Origin of the sequence: Vitreoscilla filiformis (genome assembly GCF_002222655.1) — a bacterium.
In the GTDB taxonomy this organism is placed as follows: Bacteria; Pseudomonadota; Gammaproteobacteria; order Burkholderiales; family Burkholderiaceae_C; genus Ideonella; species Ideonella filiformis.
Genome location: NZ_CP022423.1, coordinates 3,436,724 through 3,456,202 on the forward strand (window position 1 = coordinate 3,436,724; position 19,479 = coordinate 3,456,202).

The 19,479-nt window shown below is 63.4% G+C and carries 19 protein-coding genes and 1 pseudogene; 12 read left to right on the forward strand and 8 right to left on the reverse strand.

What is annotated here, in order from left to right:
* Nucleotides 1-28 precede the first annotated feature (28 nt).
* From VITFI_RS16110 to VITFI_RS16125, 4 genes are read left to right on the forward strand one after another with little or no spacing between them, the layout of a single operon-like run.
* Nucleotides 29-1,240, forward strand: coding sequence for a hypothetical protein (locus VITFI_RS16110; RefSeq protein ID WP_089417858.1), 1,212 nt, complete (start codon nucleotides 29-31; stop codon nucleotides 1,238-1,240).
* A gap of 21 nt (nucleotides 1,241-1,261) precedes the next feature.
* Complete coding sequence (locus tag VITFI_RS16115; RefSeq protein WP_089417859.1) at nucleotides 1,262-2,323, forward strand: SPFH domain-containing protein; 1,062 nt, start codon at nucleotides 1,262-1,264, stop codon at nucleotides 2,321-2,323.
* On the forward strand, nucleotides 2,310-3,242 hold the full coding sequence (locus VITFI_RS16120) for a diacylglycerol kinase catalytic domain-containing protein (protein WP_089417860.1): 933 nt from the start codon (nucleotides 2,310-2,312) through the stop codon (nucleotides 3,240-3,242). The genes VITFI_RS16115 and VITFI_RS16120 overlap by 14 nt, the downstream gene beginning before the upstream one ends.
* 34 nt (nucleotides 3,243-3,276) lie before the next feature.
* A complete protein-coding gene (locus tag VITFI_RS16125) occupies nucleotides 3,277-4,860 on the forward strand; it encodes an ATP-binding protein (protein WP_089417861.1) in 1,584 nt (527 codons plus the stop codon).
* Between the two features lie 21 nt (nucleotides 4,861-4,881).
* Here the strand turns inward: VITFI_RS16125 and VITFI_RS16130 are convergent, their stop codons facing one another.
* From VITFI_RS16130 to VITFI_RS16140, 3 genes are read right to left on the reverse strand one after another with little or no spacing between them, the layout of a single operon-like run.
* Nucleotides 4,882-6,174, reverse strand: a complete 1,293-nt coding sequence (locus tag VITFI_RS16130; protein ID WP_089417862.1) for an NAD(P)/FAD-dependent oxidoreductase — start codon at nucleotides 6,172-6,174, stop codon at nucleotides 4,882-4,884.
* Entirely contained in the window at nucleotides 6,171-6,494 is a 324-nt protein-coding gene (locus tag VITFI_RS16135; protein ID WP_089417863.1) for a 2Fe-2S iron-sulfur cluster-binding protein, read from the reverse strand. Before VITFI_RS16135 ends, VITFI_RS16130 begins: the two co-directional genes overlap by 4 nt.
* Before the next feature lie 35 nt (nucleotides 6,495-6,529).
* A complete protein-coding gene (locus VITFI_RS16140; RefSeq protein WP_089417864.1) occupies nucleotides 6,530-7,705 on the reverse strand; it encodes a cytochrome P450 in 1,176 nt (391 codons plus the stop codon).
* A 142-nt stretch (nucleotides 7,706-7,847) separates the two neighbouring features.
* Here VITFI_RS16140 and VITFI_RS16145 point away from each other — a divergent pair, with 142 nt between their 5' ends.
* Nucleotides 7,848-8,765, forward strand: a complete 918-nt coding sequence (locus VITFI_RS16145; protein WP_089417865.1) for a helix-turn-helix domain-containing protein — start codon at nucleotides 7,848-7,850, stop codon at nucleotides 8,763-8,765.
* Between the two features lie 125 nt (nucleotides 8,766-8,890).
* Nucleotides 8,891-9,736: a phosphate/phosphite/phosphonate ABC transporter substrate-binding protein gene (locus VITFI_RS16150; protein WP_089417866.1), complete on the forward strand. Its 846-nt coding sequence runs from the start codon at nucleotides 8,891-8,893 to the stop codon at nucleotides 9,734-9,736.
* Here the strand turns inward: VITFI_RS16150 and VITFI_RS18540 are convergent.
* Nucleotides 9,729-9,947: a hypothetical protein gene (locus tag VITFI_RS18540; protein WP_232476638.1), complete on the reverse strand. Its 219-nt coding sequence runs from the start codon at nucleotides 9,945-9,947 to the stop codon at nucleotides 9,729-9,731. The two genes, VITFI_RS16150 and VITFI_RS18540, sit on opposite strands and share 8 nt — an antisense overlap.
* On the opposite strand from VITFI_RS18540, the pseudogene VITFI_RS18955 reads away from it, so the two are divergent.
* From VITFI_RS18955 to VITFI_RS16175, 6 genes and pseudogenes are all read left to right on the forward strand, one after another.
* Nucleotides 9,862-10,365 (forward strand): annotated as a pseudogene (locus VITFI_RS18955) (LapD/MoxY N-terminal periplasmic domain-containing protein); the annotation flags it as partial. The gene VITFI_RS18540 and the pseudogene VITFI_RS18955 sit on opposite strands and share 86 nt — an antisense overlap.
* A 171-nt stretch (nucleotides 10,366-10,536) precedes the next feature.
* Entirely contained in the window at nucleotides 10,537-12,105 is a 1,569-nt protein-coding gene (locus VITFI_RS18545) for a response regulator (protein WP_269768756.1), read from the forward strand.
* A 198-nt stretch (nucleotides 12,106-12,303) separates the two neighbouring features.
* The gene (locus VITFI_RS16160) at nucleotides 12,304-12,945 is read left to right on the forward strand and encodes an Lcl C-terminal domain-containing protein (protein ID WP_157725730.1); all 642 of its coding nucleotides are present in this window, start codon (nucleotides 12,304-12,306) and stop codon (nucleotides 12,943-12,945) included.
* Between the two features lie 32 nt (nucleotides 12,946-12,977).
* A complete protein-coding gene (locus VITFI_RS16165; RefSeq protein WP_089417869.1) occupies nucleotides 12,978-13,493 on the forward strand; it encodes an Lcl C-terminal domain-containing protein in 516 nt (171 codons plus the stop codon).
* Between the two features lie 68 nt (nucleotides 13,494-13,561).
* Nucleotides 13,562-15,205 (forward strand): OFA family MFS transporter, encoded by a 1,644-nt coding sequence (locus VITFI_RS16170; protein WP_089417870.1) that lies wholly within the window; start codon nucleotides 13,562-13,564, stop codon nucleotides 15,203-15,205.
* A gap of 118 nt (nucleotides 15,206-15,323) precedes the next feature.
* Nucleotides 15,324-15,911: a hypothetical protein gene (locus tag VITFI_RS16175; RefSeq protein ID WP_157725731.1), complete on the forward strand. Its 588-nt coding sequence runs from the start codon at nucleotides 15,324-15,326 to the stop codon at nucleotides 15,909-15,911.
* A 45-nt stretch (nucleotides 15,912-15,956) separates the two neighbouring features.
* Here VITFI_RS16175 and VITFI_RS16180 read toward each other — a convergent pair whose 3' ends face one another.
* The 4 genes from VITFI_RS16180 to VITFI_RS16195 all read right to left on the reverse strand — a co-directional run bounded on the left by VITFI_RS16180 (nucleotide 15,957) and on the right by VITFI_RS16195 (nucleotide 19,476).
* Nucleotides 15,957-16,811: a DNA adenine methylase gene (locus VITFI_RS16180; protein WP_198301538.1), complete on the reverse strand. Its 855-nt coding sequence runs from the start codon at nucleotides 16,809-16,811 to the stop codon at nucleotides 15,957-15,959.
* Nucleotides 16,771-16,980: a Com family DNA-binding transcriptional regulator gene (locus VITFI_RS18960; RefSeq protein ID WP_089415330.1), complete on the reverse strand. Its 210-nt coding sequence runs from the start codon at nucleotides 16,978-16,980 to the stop codon at nucleotides 16,771-16,773. The genes VITFI_RS16180 and VITFI_RS18960 overlap by 41 nt, the downstream gene beginning before the upstream one ends.
* A gap of 140 nt (nucleotides 16,981-17,120) precedes the next feature.
* Nucleotides 17,121-17,354 carry a hypothetical protein gene (locus VITFI_RS16190; RefSeq protein WP_089415331.1) on the reverse strand — a complete coding sequence of 78 codons (234 nt, stop codon included), beginning with the start codon at nucleotides 17,352-17,354 and terminating at the stop codon, nucleotides 17,121-17,123.
* A complete protein-coding gene (locus tag VITFI_RS16195; RefSeq protein WP_089415332.1) occupies nucleotides 17,341-19,476 on the reverse strand; it encodes a hypothetical protein in 2,136 nt (711 codons plus the stop codon). The genes VITFI_RS16190 and VITFI_RS16195 overlap by 14 nt, the downstream gene beginning before the upstream one ends.
* Between the last annotated feature and the right edge of the window lie 3 nt (nucleotides 19,477-19,479).

Genomic DNA, 19,479 nt, shown 5'->3' on the forward strand with positions numbered 1-19,479 from the left:
GGGCGGGCGCTCTCGGAAAAGGAGCGTCATGACTGCGTTCGGCATCGTGTTGGCCCTGGTGCAAGGGCTGTGGGCCATCGGCTGGGTGGTGTACGTGGTTTGGCTGCCCGGTTTGGTGCAGCAAGCCGGGATGCTGGCCGATTGGGTGCCGTGGCTGCTCATCCTCGACCAATGGGTGTTCGCCCTGTCCGACTTGGTGTGCGGCGTGGCGGCGGATCGGCTGCGGCGCCAACTGCGGCGTTTCGGCCCCTGGCTCATGGCGATGATGGGGCTGTCCGCCCTGGCGTTTTTGTTGCTGCCTTGGGCCGCTCGCTCACAAGCCCCGACGCTGTTTCTCGTGCTGACACTGGTGTGGACGGCCACCTCCTCCGCCCTGCGCGCCCCAGTGATGGCGCTGCTTGGGCGCCACGTGAGCGCCCAACAGTTGGCGTGGCCCACGGGGCTGTGGCTGTTCGGCTTGGGTGTGGCGGGCGCTTTGGCGCCGTATTTGCAGCCACGGGTGCGTGAGCTGTCCCCCGACCTGGCGTTTGCCCTGCCCGCCGTGGCCTTGATGCTGGCCGCCAGCGCGCTGATTTGGGCCGAACGGCAGTTGGGGCACACCGAATCGTCGCCTGCGCCAACCCCATCCAGCGCCCCTGTGCCGCTCTGGGCTGCGCGTCCGAGGATCGTGGGTTTGCCCGGCTGGGGACTGTTTCTAGGCGCTGTCGCCCTGGCCGCGCTCGGATTCCAAATCCACTTCCCGGTGAATGCCGCCCCGCAGTTTTTGCAGCTCAACCCCTCAGCGACTTTGGAAACACTGTTGCCGCTGTTTTGGGTCGGGTTCAACTTGGCGCTGTGGCCGGCCAGCCGACTCAGTCAACGCCTGGGCGGCGTGGGCACCATGGCGGTGGGCTGCACGGTGGCCGCTTGGGCCTCCGCTGCCGGCGCCGCCAGCGACACCCTGCCCGCCCTCATCGCCTGCCAAGTGCTGGCGGGCGCCGCGTGGGCCTGCGTGCTGCTCAGTGCCAGCAGCGCTGCCACCAATGCCGGACGCACCGGCTACGAAGGGCTGGCCAGCGGTGGCTGCTTCGCGCTGCTGGCCCTGGCCGCGATGGCCCGCATGACGATGGCCGCTGGCCAAGGTTTTCAGCACCCCGGTGTGGTGCCGTGGCTGAACGTGGCCCCGGCGTTCTCGTGGATGTTGGCGGCGGGGTTGCTGCTGGTGCTCTGGCGGCGACAACGCAGCGAAAGGGGCGCATGATCGTGTCGGAAGGAGACTCCCATGTTTGGCCTGCGTTTCATCAAATCCCGCCCCACCGTTCACCTGATGCAATTCCGACGCGGCCAAGTGGTACGCGAAGGCGTCGGGCAATCGTTCTTCTATTACGCGCCGACCACCACGCTGGTCGCCGTGCCCGTGGCCAGCCAAGATCGGCCCTTCATGCTGGAATTGGTGACGGCGGATTTTCAGAGCGTCACCGTGCAAGGCCAGGTGACGTACCGCATCCGCGATCCGCAACGCACCGCCGCGCTGATGGATTTTTCCCTTGCCCGCGACGGTGTGAGTTACACCTCGGATGACCCGCAGCGCCTGGGTGAGCGCGTGGCCATGCAAGTCGAGGTGATCGTGCAGCAGGCCGTGCAAGCTTTGGAGCTGAAACAAGCGCTGCGCGCCTCGGCACACATCGCCCGCCAGGCGCAAAGCGAGCTGGCCGCGCAAGCCGAAATCACCGCGCTGGGGCTGGAAATTCTGGGCGTGTCCATCCTGGCGGTGAAGCCGACGCCGGACATCGCCCGGGCGCTCGAAGCCGAAGCGCGTGAATCCAACCTCAAGGCGGCGGACGATGCGGTATACGCCCGGCGCATGTCGGCGGTGGAAAACGAACGCGCCATCCGCCAAAACGAGCTGGACACGGACATTGCCGTGGAACGCAAAAAGCGCCAAATCCGCGACACGCAAATGGAGGCCAAAGCCGCCCTGATGCGCAAAGAAAACGAGCTGCGCGCCGAGCAAATGACCTCGGACATCGAACTGGAAACGCAGCGCAAGAGTTTCGTCAGCGGTCAGGCGGACAACGCCCGCACCTTGGCCGAAGCCGAGGCCTACCGCGTCGCCACCGTGATGCAGGCCCTCAGCCAAGCCGACCCGCGTTTGGTGCAGGCGCTGGCCGCGTCCGGCATGCAACCGGGCCAGCTCATTGCCCAGGCGTTCGGCGGCATTGCGGAAAAGGCCGAACGCATCGGCCAACTCAACCTGTCGCCGGATTTGCTGCAAAGTTTGATGGCCGCGCCCAGCGCCAGCGACGACCCCGCCCCAACCCGGAGCCCGCGTGAACGCCGCTGAGCGCAAGGTGGTGCTCGTCACGCGCCGCACGCGCTTGGATGAGCTGATCAGCCGCCACCACACGTTGGCGCAGGCCCGCTTTTACATCGAGCACCTCGGCGCCGATTTCGCCGACTACTTGGCGGAAAACGCCGCTTACACCCAGGCGCTGCACACCACGGTGCAATGCCTAGAGCGTTGGGGGCGTTACCAGCTCCTCGACCGGGGATTTTTGCCGAACTTCGTCTTCGCCCCGGACGACATCGTCGTCGCCCTCGGCCAAGATGGTTTGGTGGCCAACACGCTGAAGTATTTGAACGGCCAGCCGCTGATCGGCCTCAACCCCGAACCGGCACGCTGGGACGGCGTGCTGCTGCCCTTTCAGCCCGCCGATCTGGCGGCGCTGCTGGGCGACGTGGCGCGCCGCAAACGCCCACTGCGAGCGGTGACGATGGCCGAGGCGCGGCTTTCAGATGGGCAGGTCTTGCGCGCGGTGAACGATTTGTTCATCGGCCCGCGCACGCACAGTTCGGCGTTGTACGACATCGAATGGCAGGGGCGGCGTGAAACGCAGTCCTCCTCCGGCTTGATTGTGGCCACGGGCTTGGGGGCGTCGGCGTGGTTGCGCAGCATCGTCACGGGCTCGCTGGGGGTGGCGCAAGCGCTGCGCCCAGATGCCCCCGCCACCGACTATCAACCTGACCCGTGGGACAGCCCGCGCCTGACCTTCGCCGTGCGTGAGCCCTTCCCCAGCCGCAGCTCACGCGCCGAGCTGGTGTTTGGCCACGTCCCGACGGGGCAGCCGCTGCGACTGCGCTCGCGCATGCCCGAGCAAGGGGTGATTTTTTCGGATGGGATGGAGGCCGACCACCTGCGCTTCACCGCCGGCATGGAAGCGGTGATTGGGGTGTGTGATCGGCAAGGGCAGTTGGTGGTTTAGGCACAGACCCCAGCCCCTGCCGCAAAATGACGGCATGAGCCTCCCATCGCCCCTGCCCCGCCGCAAGCTGCCCATTGGCATCCAGACTTTTGCCAAGCTGCGCGAGGGGGACGAGCATTACTACGTGGATAAAACCGCGTACGCGCTGCAACTCATCGAGCAGGGCAACTGCTACTTTCTCAGCCGCCCCCGCCGCTTCGGCAAAAGTTTGCTGCTGGACACCTTCAAAGAGTTGTTCGAAGGCCATCGCGCCCTGTTCACCGGCCTGTATGCCGACGAACATTGGGATTGGACGCGGCGGTATCCGGTGATTCGCATCAGTTTTGGCGGTGGGGTGGTGCATCGCTTGGAAGAATTGACGCAGCGCGTGCGGGAGATTTTGCGCATCCACCGCGAAGATTTGCAGTTGCCGCGCCCGGCTGAATTGGCACCCGACGATGTGGCCGGCGACTTGACCGCCTTGATTCGCCAAGCGCATTTAAACCGTGGCGAGCGCGTGGTGGTGCTGGTCGATGAATACGATAAACCCATTCTCGACAACATCACCGACAGCCCCCGCGCCACCGAAATGCGCGAAGCCTTAAAAAACCTCTACAGCGTCTTGAAAGACAGCGACGCGCATCTGAAATTCGTCTTTCTCACGGGTGTCTCCAAGTTCAGCAAGGTCAGTTTGTTTTCAGGCTTGAATCACCTGAAAGACATCACGCTGGATGCGCGTTTTAGCGCCATTTGTGGTTACACCGATGAAGACGTCGATACGGTCTTCGCACCGGAACTCCCGGGTTTGGATCGGGAAGAAATCCGGCGTTGGTACAACGGTTACAACTGGTTGGGCGAAGGCGTCTACAACCCGTTTGACGTGTTGCTGTTGTTTGATAAGCGGGAGTTTCAGCCTTATTGGTTTGAAACCGGTACACCCACGTTTTTGGTGAACCTCTTGGCCGAGCGTCAGTTCTTCACCCCGGATTTAAGCCAGGTGATGGCCCTGGAGCAGCTCATTGCGTCCTTCGATGTCGATGACATTCCACCCGAAGCGCTGCTCTTCCAAACCGGCTACCTGACGTTGCACGGGCGTGAGGAGATTTCACGCGCACAGTGGGTCTACACCTTGGGTTATCCGAACCGCGAGGTCGAAACCAGTTTGAATGGCGCTTTGCTCAAAGGTTATGGTGTCCCGTCGCGGCAGGCGCTGACCACGCGGCTGCAACTGCTCAAACTGCTGCGCGCGCGCGATGTGGCAGGCCTGCGGGCGCTGTTTCATGCACTGTTTGCCAGCATCCCACATGATTGGTACCGCAAAAACAAACTGGCCGAGTTTGAGGGTTACTACGCCAGCGTGTTTTACAGCTACTTTGCCGCGTCGGGTTTGGAAGTTCGCCTCGAAGACGCCACCAACCATGGCCGCATCGACATGGCGGTGTTGTTCAGCGGTGTGGTGTGGCTGTTCGAGTTCAAAGTGGTGGAGCTTGTGCCCGAAGGCAAGGCCTTGGCGCAATTGCAAGACCGGGGTTACGCCGAGAAATACCAAGCGCGCGGTGAACCGATGTATTTGATTGGTGTGGAGTTCAGCCGCGTGGCGCGCAATGTGGTGGCGCTGGATGTCTTGCCGCTGGGTTGACTCGATGCGTGCGCGGATGCTTTAAGCCAACAAACCCGCCAAATCGACCCCCCCATCGGCCACCTGTTCCGGCGTGGGGGACACCCCCGCTTCCAGCAACTTGCGGCTGAGCAGGTGCTCCTTCGAGGCGTTCACCGCATCCACCGCCAGCAGCCGCCCGGCACGGAAGTGCCACACCGAAAAGCCGCTGCCGCTGGCCACATCGCCCCGCACCGCCCAAGCGTCGGCACCACCGGACAGGCCGGCCATCTGCAACTTCTTGTCGTACTGATCCGACCAGAACCAGGGCACGGCGGTGAACGGTCGATCCTGCCCCAGCAGCGCCGCCGCCGCCGACTTGCCTTGCTCGGTGGCGTTTTGCACCGATTCGAGCCGCAGCAGCGAACCATCGGCCAGTTGTCGCACCGTGCAATCGCCCGCCGCCACGATGCGCGGATCGGCGGTGCGCCCGCACGCATCCACCACGATGCCGCGATCCACCGCCAACCCCGCTTCACGCGCCAGCCCATCGTTGGCGCTGACGCCCACGCCCAGCACCACCAGCCCGCACGGCAATCGGGTGCCATCGGCCAGCACGGCGGCTTGGGCGGTGCCGTCGTCGCCCACGTCCAAGCGTTGAAGCTGGGCGTTCAACACCAGTGTCACGCCGTGGGCGCGGTGCAACTCGGCATACCAATCGGACAGCACCGGCGCCAACACCCGCCCCAGCAAACGCGGCGCCGCTTCCAGCACCGTGACGGCCACGCCTTTTTTGCGCGCCGTCGCCGCCACTTCCAGGCCAATGAAACCGCCGCCGATCACCACCAGAGGCAAGCCGGTTTCGACACAACGCGCCAAACCAGCGGCCAGAGCGTCCGCATCGGCGCGGGTGCGCAGGGGCAGGACGTTGGGTGCATCCGCCCCCGGCACCGCCGACGCCGGCAAGCGGCGCGGCGTCGCGCCCGTGGCCAGCACCAGGCCAGCGTAGGGCAACCGTTCCGCCGACCCGCCCGCTTCAGCAGGCGCCAGCACGACCTCACCCGCCACCCGGTCGATGGCTTGCACGCGCACCCCGGTGCGCAGCGTGATGTGCTTTTTCGCCAGCATCGCCGGCGCCCGCATCACCAACTGCGCGGCCTCGACCTCCCCGGCCAGCCACGCTTTGGACAGCGGCGGTCGGTGGTACGGCCCATGCGGCTCATCACCCAGCAAGGTGATCGGGCCGGCAAAACCGCCGGCGCGCAGGCTTTCAGCGGCTTGCACGCCCGCTTGCCCGGCCCCGACGATCACCACCGCCGCGCCCTCGGCCTGCAACGGGGAGGCGGCGGCGTTCATTCCTGGGTCTCAGGCAGGGTGAGGACGGCACCGGCCATGGCGGCGGTGGCTTTCAACTGGCAGGCCAGGCGGCTGTTCGGGCGACGCTCGGCGGCGACGTGGGCCAGCATGTCCAGCTCGCCGTCGCTCGGAGGGGGCAGCAGGGCGGCCAGCATGTCGTCCACATAGCAGTGGCAGGTGGCGCAGGCGCACGAGCCACCGCACTCGCCCAGGATGCCGTCCACGCCGTTGGCGGTGGCGGCTTGCATCAGGTTCCAGCCTTCGGGCACGTCCACCTCGGTGCGGGTGCCGTTGGCTTCAACATAGGTCAGGGTCGGCATGAAAGTCTCCAAAAATCGATGTGGGGCCGGCCAGCTTATTGCGCCTTGAGCAGCAGCACCAGCGGGCTGCGGAAGGTGGACGACGGCATCCAAGCGAGCTGGTCGGCGACGCGGCGGTAGTCCGGCACCACGCGGTGGAATTCTTCGAAGGCGATCTTCACCGCCATGCGCGCAATCGCCGTGCCCAAGCAAGCGTGGACGCCGCCGCCAAAGCCCAGATGGCCACGTGGCTTGCGGGTGATGTCGTACACCTCGGGGTTGGGGAACTGGCGCTCGTCGCGGTTGCCAGAACCGTAGGCCAGGCAGACGAAATCGCCTTGTTTCATGGTTTGGCCGTGCAAGCTCACGTCCTTCATCAAGCGGCGGCGGAAGCGTTGCGCCGAAGTGTTGAAACGCAGGCTTTCTTCGATGGCGTCCGGCAACAGCGCCGGGTTGGCCACCACGGCGCGGCGCGCATCGGCAAACGTCGCCAGGTTGTGGGCGAACATCATCATGAAACCGCCCATCGATTCGACGCCCGCCATGATGAGTGTGGTGGTGGTCAGCAGCACCTCGCGCTCGTCGAGTTTGTCGCCATCGATTTCGGCTTGGGCGAAGTGGCTGATGAGATCGTCACGCGGCTCGGCCCGGCGCAGGGCGATCACCTTGGCGGCGTAATCTTGCATCCAGTTGTAGGCGGCGATGTGCTCCGGGCCTTTGGTGCGGGTGCGAGCATCGCTTTGCACCATGAGCACGGCGTTGTCACGCACCTCTTGTTCGGGCACCAGGGCTTCGTCGCCCATGGGCAGGCCCAGCGCGGCCATCAACACTTTGACGGTGAACTTGGACGAAACTTCCTTGAAATCGAACTCGCTCACGCCCTTCAAGGTGCCGAACACGTCGCGGGCCACCTCGCGGATCGGCGTTTCCAGCGCCAGCAGGTTGCGCTTCATGAAGGCGTGTTGCACCAAGGCGCGCAGGCGGTCATGGCGCGGCGGGTCGGACGAACCCAACGTCGCCCCAGCACGACCGGGCAGTTCGGTCATCAAGTTGCCGCTGGCGCTGGAGTAGGTTTGCCAATCGTTCAGCGCGGTGACGATGTCGCTGTAACGCGACAACACCCACATCTGCGCCTCGGGGCTCCAGAAGCAGGGGAATTCATCCCGTAGGCGCTGGTAGTAGGGAAACGGATCGGCGTCCACCGCCGGGCTGTAGGGGTCGAAGCTGAACATGGCGATGTCTCCTCGGTATCAAAGCGGGCTGGGGCTGGCAGCCAAGTGGGAGCGAATTCTGGACATCCCCCACCCAACTCGCAGTAGACAAACGCCCCAGATAACTTGCACTTTTGCCGTAACCTGCCGCATGCTCGCACCCATGCCGAGCCGCCGTTCCCCTCCCGCCCCCGAACTGCCCACCTTCAGCCTGTATGGGGAAGCCTCCGCCGTGCAACGCCCTGTGCTGCATGTGGAATCGATCCAATCGCGCAGCAGCCGGCACGCATGGGAAATCGAGGCCCACGTCCATCGGGGTTTGCACCAAATCGTGTGGCTGGCCAGCGGGCCGGGCGAGGTATTCTTGGACGAATCCCGCACCGACTGCGCCGGGCCGATGGCGGTGGTGATTCCACCGGGCGTCGTCCACGCCTTTCGCTTTGACCCGACGACGGACGGCCACGTCCTCACCCTGAGCGCCGCCGCGCTCACCGAAGGCGAGGCCGTGGGCGCCGGCGACGCTCTGCAAACCCTGTTCGCCGCGCCGCGTCTACTCGCCCCGGAAGGCGACGACGCCGAGCGCCTGAGCCGCTTACTGACAGCACTCATGCACGAAAGTGCCGCCGCCGACCGCGACCCACACCCAGCCCACGCCGCACCTCCCGTGCCGCTGTGGTTGGCGCGTTCGGTGGTGTGGCTGCTGGCACAGTGGGCGCACCGTGCGCCCCTCAATGGCCCCCGGCCCAGTGGTGGCCAGCGGGCGCTGTACACGCGCTGGGTGGTGCTGGTGGAGGCGCATTACCGCGATCACTGGCCGGTGTCACGCTATGCGGAGCGGCTGGGGTTGTCTGAGGAGCGGCTCAACCGCATGGTCAAGGCCGAAACCGACCTGACCGCCCAAGCCGTGCTGCACGCCCGCCTGGCACGCGAAGCCTGCCGCCGGTTGGTGCATGTGGCCGCGCCGGTGTCCCACCTGGCGTTTGAGCTGGGATTTGAGGATCCGGCGTACTTTTGCCGGTTTTTCAAACGGCACACGGGGTTCTCGCCCCGGGCTTACCGCAGCCACATGCAAACCCGTTGAGTGAAAAAACTAGGGAACCCGTGAGCAGAATGCCCGCAAAGGCCGCCAGCGTTTGAGACTCATCGCACCGATACGCGATCGCACAGGCAAGATGGCCACTTTGTTTTGCACTCCACCTCACAGCCATGCGGTTCCACCTCCCTCCAGCCTCGATCGTCGCCCTGTTGAGCCTGTGCTGGCTCACCCCGGCCCACGCGGAAACTTTCACGTTTGGCGTGCTCTCGCAACGCAGCGCTGTGCTCACCGCGCAGTACTGGAATCCGATCCTCGACTACGTTAAGCGTAAAACCGGCATCGATTTGCAGCTCAAGCTCGCTCGCACCGCCCCCGAATCCAACGACGCCACCGAGCGCGGTGAGTACGACTTTGTGTACTCGAACACCATTTTTCTGCCTCGCATGGCTGGGACGAACTACCAAGTCATCCTCAAACCGCGTGAAGACGCCATCTCAGGGCAGATCGTGACCCTGGCCAGTGCCCCGGTGAAGCAGCTCAAAGACCTGCAAGGCCAAGCCGTTGGCTTTCCCTCGCAAGCCGCGTTTCTTGGCTACGCGGTTCCCATGGACGCTTTGCTGCGCGATGGCGTTCACGTCGCCCCGTTTTTTGGCGGTAACCAAGAGGGCATCATGGCGCAGCTCAAGGCAGGGCGGATTTTGGCTGCCGGTGTGAACAGTCAGGTGATGCAAGCCTTTGCCGCCCGGGAAAATCTCCAGTACCGGGTGATCTGGGAATCTCCGCCCTATCACAACCTGCCCATTGCTGCCCATCCCCGGGTGCCCAAACCGGTGGTGGAGGCTGTGCGCTCGGCCATCGATGGCATGGAACAAGACGCCGATGGGCGCACCGTTTTAGAAACAACCGCCCGCGTCATCGGCCAGCAACCGCCGTTTGGCTTCAATGCGGCCAGCCCCAGCGATTATCGAAATTACACCGATTTTTACCGGACGACCTTGGTCAAGGACATCAAGTAAACGCCATGCAGGTTCTGAAGACATTTTGGGCTCGGCTGCCATTCATTGGCCGTTTGCTTCTGACCGCCTGCGGCGCCTTGCTGTTGGCGGGATTGGCCATGGTGATCATCGTCAGCCGGAACGAAGTGCGAGAGCTGCAATTGGACTTGCGCACCGAACTGGCCAAGGAGTTGGAAACCCTGCCACCCACCATTTCAGAAACGGTGGTCATTGGGGACTTTGCCACCTTGCAACAGGTGCTCGATCGGTATGTGGGCCGCCCCTTGGTGGCTCGGATCGAATTCACCGAACCCAGTGGCACCCGAATCGCCAGCACCGACGTTTTTGCGTCCTCAACCGTACCTGCTTGGTTTTTACGCACGATTGGCCTCACCAATATGACAGGCCAAACCCCTGTCACGATCGGTGGCCGAGTTTATGGCCAACTGCGCATCGAAATGACGGCCATGCCCCTGGCGGAACGCGCATGGCGCAATTTACAGGGGCATTTGGGCATTTTATTGTTGGCCATTGCGTTGGATTTCATGGGCATCTGGTGGGTTCTGAACAACAGCTTGGCACCTTTGGCTCACCTGCAAAAAGGTGCGGAACGGTTAGGGGCTGGGCACTGGGACGCCCACATCTCCGTGGGAGGCAGCCCTGAATTGCGCGTGGTCATCGCATCATTTAACCAAATGGTGGATGCTTTGGCGACCTCCGATGCCCAACAGCGGCGCCAAGCGGCTGAATTGGAGCAACACCGCCACCATCTTGAACAACTGGTTGCACAGCGAACTGGCGAGCTGAATTTTGCCAAAGAAGTGGCTGAGGCCGCCAACCGGGCAAAGAGTGCCTTCTTGGCCAACATGTCCCACGAGATTCGCACGCCGATGAACGCCATCATCGGTTTGGTTTATTTGATGCGCAGAGAATTGGCCGGGTCTCGGCATGTGGATCGCCTGGACAAAATTGACCATGCCGCCCAACATTTACTCAGTGTGATCAATGATATTTTGGATTTCTCCAAAATTGAATCAGGCAACCTGACCCTGGAAGCGCTGAATTTTGACATCGAGGGTTTATTCCGCAGCGTGCAGTTCCTGATTGATGACCGAGCCAGCGCCAAAGAGTTGGAAATCATCACCCGCATTGACCCTGCATTGCCACTGATTGTTCACGGCGACCGGTTGCATCTGGGCCAAATTTTGCTGAACTTCGCCAGCAATGCGGTCAAATTCACAGCTTCGGGCCACATTAGCCTGCGGGCCAAGCGGCTTCCGGCCAACGGCGACGGTGCCATTTGGATTCGATTTGAAGTGTCCGATACGGGCATTGGGTTAACGCCAGAGCAGCAAGCACGTATCTTCACGCCTTTTGAGCAGGCCGACGTTTCTACCACCCGCCATTATGGTGGCACAGGCTTGGGCCTGAGTATTTCCAAGCGGCTGACGGAGTTGATGTCTGGCCGTGTTGGGCTGGACAGCCAAGTCGGCCAAGGCAGCACTTTTTGGGTCGAAATTCCGTTCCAGCCGGCCATGCCTGCGCATGACACACCCGCATCCGACCTGGGAAGCCCCCTTCTCCGCACCCCGCTGAAGGTGCTGGTGGTGGACGATTTAGAGGAAGCCCGCGAAAGCCTGTGCGAGATGCTGGCCATGTTGCGCCACAGTGTCAGCAGTTGTGCCAGCGGCCCTGAAGCGTTGGCCTGGATACAAGCACAGGAAACTCAGGCGCAACCTTTTGATTTGGTGATTTTGGATTGGAGAATGCCGGGGATGGATGGCCTTGAAACGGCCAACCGAATTCAAGCCATGGCGCAACGCCCCCTGCCGATTCTGATATTGGCAACCGCTTATGGCCGCGAATTTCCTACCGATATTTTGCAGGAAGCGGGTATTGGGGTGACATTGGAAAAACCCATCACGCCGTCCACACTGCATGAAGCGATTCAAACGGTGGTATCTGGGCAGCGCAGCGCCTTGGATTCGGCCTTGCCGGCGCCGGCAGACCATGCCCACTTGGCTGGCCGGCGTGTGCTTTTGGCGGAAGATAACCTGGTCAACCAAGAAATTGCCTTGGCTATTTTGAACAATGCGGGCCTGGTGGTGGATGTGGCTGCGGACGATCAAGAAGCCGTCGAAAAAGCCACGCACACAACTTACGACCTCATTCTCATGGACATTCACATGCCCCACATGGATGGGTTTGAAGCCACCAGCGCCATCAAACAACTTCCAGGATACAACCATATTCCAATCTTGGCCATGACAGCCAATGCTTTCTACGAAGATCGCAAAGCTTGTTTGGCAGCGGGTATGGTGGATCATGTGGCTAAACCGGTGAATCCCGACGCGTTGCTGGCCACGCTGGCGCGTTGGTTGCACGTGTGAGCAGGGTGGCCTCCATGGGGCCACACCACTTACACAAAAAAACATTTGTGTGTCAACCGATGGCTTGACGGGTGGTCAGGGGTGGCCTAACGTGCCCTCACCCCTTAACCAACTGCACACATCATGCAATCCAAAATTTACTGGGCCGCTTGCGCCGCCTTGGCAGGATTGGCAGCCAGCCCCGCTGCACACGCCAAAATGCCGCTGAATGACACGGGCATGCGCGCCTGTGTTGATTTTGACGCTGGTTACTTTGTTCAGGACTGCACCGATACGGGGCAGGACGGTGAATTTGGCCGGGACGTCACCCACAAAAAAAACAGCGATGGCCGCCTAGGTTTTTCCTACCGCAAAATTTGCAACAACGGTGAGGCCGCTGGCACCGGCAGTTGCCCAGCCGACCCCAAGTTCGGCACGGCTGCGACCGCTTGGGGCTGCACCGAAGACCGTGTCACGGGGTTGGTGTGGGAAATCAAACGCCCGACTGGGTTGCGAACGATTACTGCGATTTACGCGAAAAAACCGGGCGGTTTTTACCCCACCGCAGCCGGCTTTGTGGCAACAGTCAATCGACGCAGCATGTGCGGCGCTGGCGATTGGCGCCTGCCCACCGTCATGGAACTGCAAAGCATCGTCAATTACCAATACGCTGATTATTGGCTCAACCCCAATTTGCAGTTTGAACCAGAGCAAACCTGGTTCCCTGAGAGTTTTACTTATTATTTTAACTCCTACATGACGGCCGATGAGAAAAGCGCCCAATCCAACTGGACAGTCAACAAAGGAGCTGTTTCTTACTCATCAAGCGGCCATGTGCGGTTGGTTCGCAACGCCCGTTGACTTTCAGTTTTTCTTATTCACAGTCTGACATCATGAACATTCACTTTTTGTTGCGTGCCAAATTTCTGGCTTTGGCATTTCTGGGCTCCTTGACGTTGATCGGCCACTCTGCGGGACACGCGGCTGGAGATCGTTTCGTCCCGAACGCAGCGGGTGACGAAATCACCGATACCGAAACCGGCCTGATCTGGCGCCGCTGCGCCGAAGGTCAACTTTGGAGCGGCACGACTTGTACCGACACACCCACAAGCTTCAGTTTCAGAAACGCCCTGGAACATGCCAAATCCGTGGCAACCTCCACCGGGGTGGCTTGGCGACTGCCCAACGTCAAAGAGCTGTCTTCCTTGGTGATTCGGAACAAGAGCGCTGCCCTGATCAACACCACAGCATTTCCTTCGTCCGGAGCCCAGGTCATTTTTTGGTCGTCCACGCCCCAGCATTCCAGCGCCATGGTGGGTGGGTGGTTCGTGGACTTTCAGCGTGGCTACGTCGGGATGAATCCCAGCACTGTTACCTACGCCGTTCGCTTGGTCAGAGACGCCAACTGATCAGCCCTCACGGGTGACCCATCCCAGCAGGCACACTGCCGCCCTCGCTGAACCAACAGGGTCACCCGATGACATCCCCCACCACTTTCCTCGCCAAGGAGCGCACCATCGCCGCTCCGGGCTTCAACCGCTGGCTGGTGCCCCCAGCCGCCCTGGCCATCCACCTGTGCATCGGCATGGCTTACGGGTTTTCGGTGTTCTGGCTGCCGCTGTCCAAAGCGCTGGGCATCCAAGAACCCCTACGCTGCGGCCCCGAAGTGGGCTTCCTCCAAGAACTGTTCATCACCACCTGCGACTGGAAGGTCTCCACCCTGGGGTGGATGTACACCCTGTTCTTCGTCCTGCTGGGCAGCTCGGCTGCGCTTTGGGGCGGTTGGCTGGAACGCGCAGGGCCTCGCCACGCGGGCGTGGTCAGTGCGCTGTGCTGGTGCGGTGGGATGCTGCTGTCGGCCCTGGGCATCCACTGGCACCAGTTCTGGCTCATGCTGCTGGGCTCGGGGGTGATCGGCGGCATCGGGCTGGGGCTGGGTTACATCTCCCCGGTCTCCACCCTCATCAAGTGGTTCCCCGATCGGCGTGGCATGGCCACCGGCATGGCCATCATGGGCTTCGGGGGCGGCGCCATGATCGGCTCACCGCTGGCCACCGAGCTGATGCAGCACTTCGCCACCCCGACCGATGTCGGTGTGGCCCCGACGTTCGTGGTCATGGCCGCGCTGTACTTCGTTTTCATGATGGGCGGGGCCTTGGCCTACCGCATCCCACCAGCGGGTTGGACACCCCACGGCATCGCCCCAACGCCCACGACCCGCGCTGCGGCATCGGCCATGATCACGCGCCGGCACGTCCATGCCAGCAAGGTGTGGCGCATCCCCCAGTTTTGGCTGGTGTGGATGGTGTTGTGCATGAACGTCTCCGCCGGCATCGGTGTGCTTGGCATGGCCAGCCCGATGCTGCAAGAAGTGTTCGGCGGCGCCCTCATCGGTGTGCCCGCCAAGTATGGGGAACTCGACAAAACTCAGTTGGCCGCCATCGCCAGCGTGGCCGCTGGGTTCACCGCGCTGCTGAGTTTGTTCAACATCGGCGGACGCTTCTTTTGGGCCAGCCTGTCGGATCGACTCGGGCGCCAGCGCACCTATGCGGTGTTTTTCGTGCTGGGTGGGTTGCTGTACGCCAGCATTCCGGCTTCGGCAGGCGCGGGCAGCCAGTTGCTGTTTGTGGGCGCGTTTTGCATCATCCTCAGCATGTACGGGGGCGGTTTTGCCACCGTGCCCGCCTATTTGGCCGATCTGTTCGGCACCCAAATGGTGGGCGCCATCCATGGCCGGTTGCTAACGGCCTGGGCCACTGCTGGCATCCTCGGCCCGGTGGTGGTGAACTACATGCGGGACTATCAGTTGAACTTGGGCCTGCCCCGCGAGCAGGTCTACAACCAGACGATGTTCATCTTGGTGGGCATGCTGGGGGTGGGGCTGATTTGCAACCTGCTGGTGCGCCCGGTGGCCGACCGACACTTCATGAACGACTTGGAGCTGGCCCGAGAAAAACGCCTGGCCCATGATCGCATTCAGGCCACCGAGTCCCACAGCCTGGCCCCCATCGCTCGCCCCACCCCGCTGGTTTGGGTGGTGTTGGCTTGGGCCGCTGTGGGCCTGCCGCTGGCCTGGGGGATGTACCGCACCGGCCTGAGCGTGAGCAAGTTCTTGAGCTGACTTTCGGGGCGCATGGGCATCGCACAATGCGTGCCCGTCCCCGTTTGACGCCCAGGAGAACCCCTTGCTGTCCGCCGACTCTCCCTCCCCAGAAACCTCAGCCCCCCAGAGAACAGTGGTGTGGGCGCTCGTCGCGTGGTTGTTGGGGGTGTGGTGGCTGTCAGCCCAGTACATGGGATTCGATGTGCAAGACGGGCTGGTGTACACCGCCGAGGCGCTGCGTCGCCTGGAGCCGCACAACTTCGCCCCGGACCTGTTTTTTCTGGGCCAATCGCAGGGCAATTTTTCGGTGTTCGGCTGGGTGTACGCCACGGCCATCCAGACCTGGGGGCTGAATTTCGGCGCCTTTGTGCTGGCCACACTGGGGCGTCTGGCTTGGGGAATGGCGGTGGTGGGTTTGGCCGCCACGCTGTGGCCCAGGCAGCAGGGCCATCGCTGGCTGGCCTGCTTGGCCTTGATGCTGCTGCTGTCCTCGACCTACAGCGCCTACGACTCGTTCCAGTACGGCGGCCCCGATCTCACCTCACGCACCAGCGCCGAACTGTGCGTGCTGCTGGCCTTGGTGTGCCACTGGCGTCAGCGAACCGCCTGGGCGTGGGGCTGCGCGGTGCTGGCGGCCTTGCTCCACCCCCTGATGGCCCTGCCCGCACTGGCTTTGCTGCTGCTGAAGCCGCGCGCGATAAATCCAGCCCACCGCGCGCGATAAATAACAGGCCAGAGTAGTTGCAGCCTGTGCAATAGATTTGCAGAGCTACGGCAGCGCATCCGCCGCACGCGGGGAAATCCACAGCACCTCGGTGCGTGGTTGTCGCAAAACTCCCACAGCAAAATGCGCCCGCTCCACCCGCCGCCACCCCACCAGCATCTCGTCGTACAGCGCGGACGGGTATCCGGCCAGCACCACCATCCCCTTGCAGCCCAGTAGCACCTCCAGCAGCTCGACATGCTGTTGCGTGGTCAGCTCATGCCGGTAGCCTGTGTCGGATCGAGTGGAGGGGACGTAGGGGGGATCGACGAAATGCAGCGTCTGGGGCGTGTCCTGGGCTTTGATCACGGCCAGCGCATCACGGCACTCGATCACCACGCCTTGCAGCCGACGCCGGACAGCCACCAAGCTGCGCGGGTACGTGACCCATTCGCCGGCCTTGCCCCTGCCTGACCCCGTGCGGTGCCGCGCGTCGGCAAACGACCGCTTGCGCGGATCGAACACCGATGCGTGGTGAAACGACAAATAGGCGCGAATGATCGTGCGCTGAGCCGTCACCACCGGATCGGTAGACGACATGAACGCCTGGTCAAACTCGGCGCGGGCGTAGGGTGTGCGGCGCAGCTTGCGCATCAGCGCTGCGCATTGCATCGGGTCTTGGATGACGCGGAACAGCGACACGATCTCACTGTCGAGGTCGTTGTAGACCTCAATCTCGCTGCGGGTCTTGCGCATCAGCACGCTGGCCGCGCCACCAAACGGCTCGACGTAAATGCGGTGGGGTGGAAGGTGCCGAAGCACCCACGGGGCAATCGCCCACTTGCCTCCAAAGTAGCGCAGCACCGCCCGCTTGGGGCCATCAGCGGCCAAGCTGGCCGGTTTGGTTGTCGTCTGGTTCACAGAGCCGTCCTCGTTGATGAGTCGCTCTGTGGCGATCGGGGGATTGCGGGATCGTGTCCCTGGTCACGTCGCACATGGTGCCGCATCGCGGGCATTTGATTTGCACTCGGCCGATAAACCGTGCACGCGCCAGCAGCTTGTTACAGCCGCACCTGATTTCCTCATTCATTTTGCAAGCCTGTTGCAATTTCTGCCACGTAGGCTCCACCTGCTGCGCGCGCAGTAGTGGGGCCTTGGCCGGCTTGCAGCTCCTTCTGCATGACGGGGCCGCCACCGGTGCTCCAGCACCGGTGGCAGTCGCCCCACTCTTTAAATGTCGATTTCGACGTAGGTCATCCCTGGCGCGCTGCCTTCGATGACGCCGGCGCGCACGAACACCGTAGCGCCGGCAGCAGGCGCATCGCCTCGGGCCGTGATCCGATCGCCGCCAGGCAGCTCCACCACGGCCACACCTTGGCTCACGCTGACCACCGTACCCACTTGCACCGGCACATCCAGTCCCAGCGCGTCGCGCAGGGCGCGATACAGGTTAGGGCTGCTCATAGGTCTGCACTCCAATCGTCTGCCACACGCTGGCCCGCCCAGCTTGAATTGACAAGCTGCGCGTCATCCCCAGGCGAGTCAAATCGCCGTCCACGTACTGCACCAGCTTGCCGGGGACGATGGCGCCGGTTTGGGCGAGTACCGGCAGACGAAGTTGCACCAGCGCTTGTCGCCCCACGTCCGACAGCACCGGCAACGCCCTGGCACGGGCTGCCTGCACATCCGTACACAGAGCGTCCGTGATCATCGGCGCCACCAAATCGCCCGCCGTGCCGCCACGGGTGACGCGCCCGAGAACGCCCCCCGCCGTAGTCCCTGAGACAAACACCCGGCTGTAGATGGCCTTCGACGTCCACTCGATCCCCTCTTGGCGCACCACGGCGGCAGGCAGCTCGATGTCAGGCACCAGGCTGTCCCAGGCCCATGGCGCAGCCAGGTAGCGCGGCAGAACCATCAATTCGTTCCCGGCGGGGGAAGATTGGACATACCCACCCGCCGCCTCGGCAATGCGACAGATCGCACTGATCGGCGTGCCTTGGTGGCTCCACACGCCTGCTGGAACCAGCCAATCTGGCACCTGCCAATCAATGGCCCAGTCGCTTGGCACGCCATTGGTGGCCAGTGTGTCGAGCGCCAACTGTTGCGTCATTGCCGCCACGACGGCGTTGTTGAACGTGCGCTTGGCTGCATAAGGAGCGTCCCAAATGGCCGAGGCGCTGCGCCCACCGATCGACAGCGACGACTTGCTCCACTCACGGTCGCGCTGCGCCGACTCCACGATCACCCGCCACACCTGCCCATTGACATGTGCCAGCAGTTCGCAGGCCGCTGCGCCTGCTGCCGGCGCCAGTTTGGCCTGATCGCTGGCCGCAATCGACGCGCTCCAGCGCCATGCCCAGCTATCTACATCCGCACTGAGGGTCAGTGAGGTGCAGTTGATGGCGGTGCCGTCGTCCGCCCGAACCAGTTGAACGTCATTGATCACGAGGTACACCCTCCGCGCCGGGACGATGATCCCTGGCAATAGCTGTCGATCACAGCGGAAAATCAGATGCGGACTGGCCGGCGCTGGAACAAAAAACCGCAGGTCAGGCGTGCGCGGCCCGCAGCAGGTGTTGACGGGGATCACCGACCCCGGCATCACGCTGACGCCAGGCGGTGGCCTGACCGCATCCCGGCTCGACGCCTGCCACACCAGCGGCATCGGGGTCGCCACCTGCCACTGATCCGGTCGCGCGGTATGTCGCGGCGCGGCCGGGCGCGCTCGAACGTCCAACCACGGGCGGGCTGTGCGCAGCAAATCACGCTGTTTGAAGGCCGCGCCGCTGCCCATCTGCCGTGCATCCGCGTGCGTCACCTGCGCCGCCACCTGGCAGCGTTGGTGATCCCGGTGCCTGTACCGCGCACCAGCGGACAGCCGCCGGGCGTCTATTTGTCGCATCGTGGCTGTGCTGCCGAGGCGGGCGGTATCGACCTGCATCAGGCGGGCACCTTGGTGCATGGTTCGAAGCGGCGCATACGTCACCGCTGCTTGCACGGCCACCGGGGCGGATGGGGCCATCACAGCCACCACAGCCGCATCCAGTGTCACGGCGCGCTGGTGGCTTACGCCGATATCACGGGCCGGCCCCCGCGACACATCGGCGTCGTACACCCCCACCCCAGCCGGCACGACAGGCCCGCCCACTTGCACGGCAGCCACGGCGGTCACGGCATTGGCCTGCAAGGTGGCCACGGGCACCACACTCGGCAGCGTCACTGCCGCCTGCACCGCGACACCCAGCACCGCCGCACCCGCAGGCGCAACCGTTGGCAGCGTCACCGCTGCTTGAACAGCCACCCCAACAACGCCCGCGCCGGCAGGCACGACACGCGGAAGGATCACCGCCGCCTGCGCCGCCACACCAAGCACTACCGCACCCGCAGGCGTGACCGCCGGCAGCGTCACGGCGACTTGCGCCAGCCGCCCCAGCGCCTCGTACGTGACCCCTGCGGTCAGCGTCACCCCCGGCAACCCCACCGCCATCTGCGCCGCAAACACCGGCGCGGTGCCGTCGTCGCCGAACAGCAGCGCCGACGATGCGGGCAACCCCGCCGCAAATCGCAGGTCGGTGGTGGCCACGAG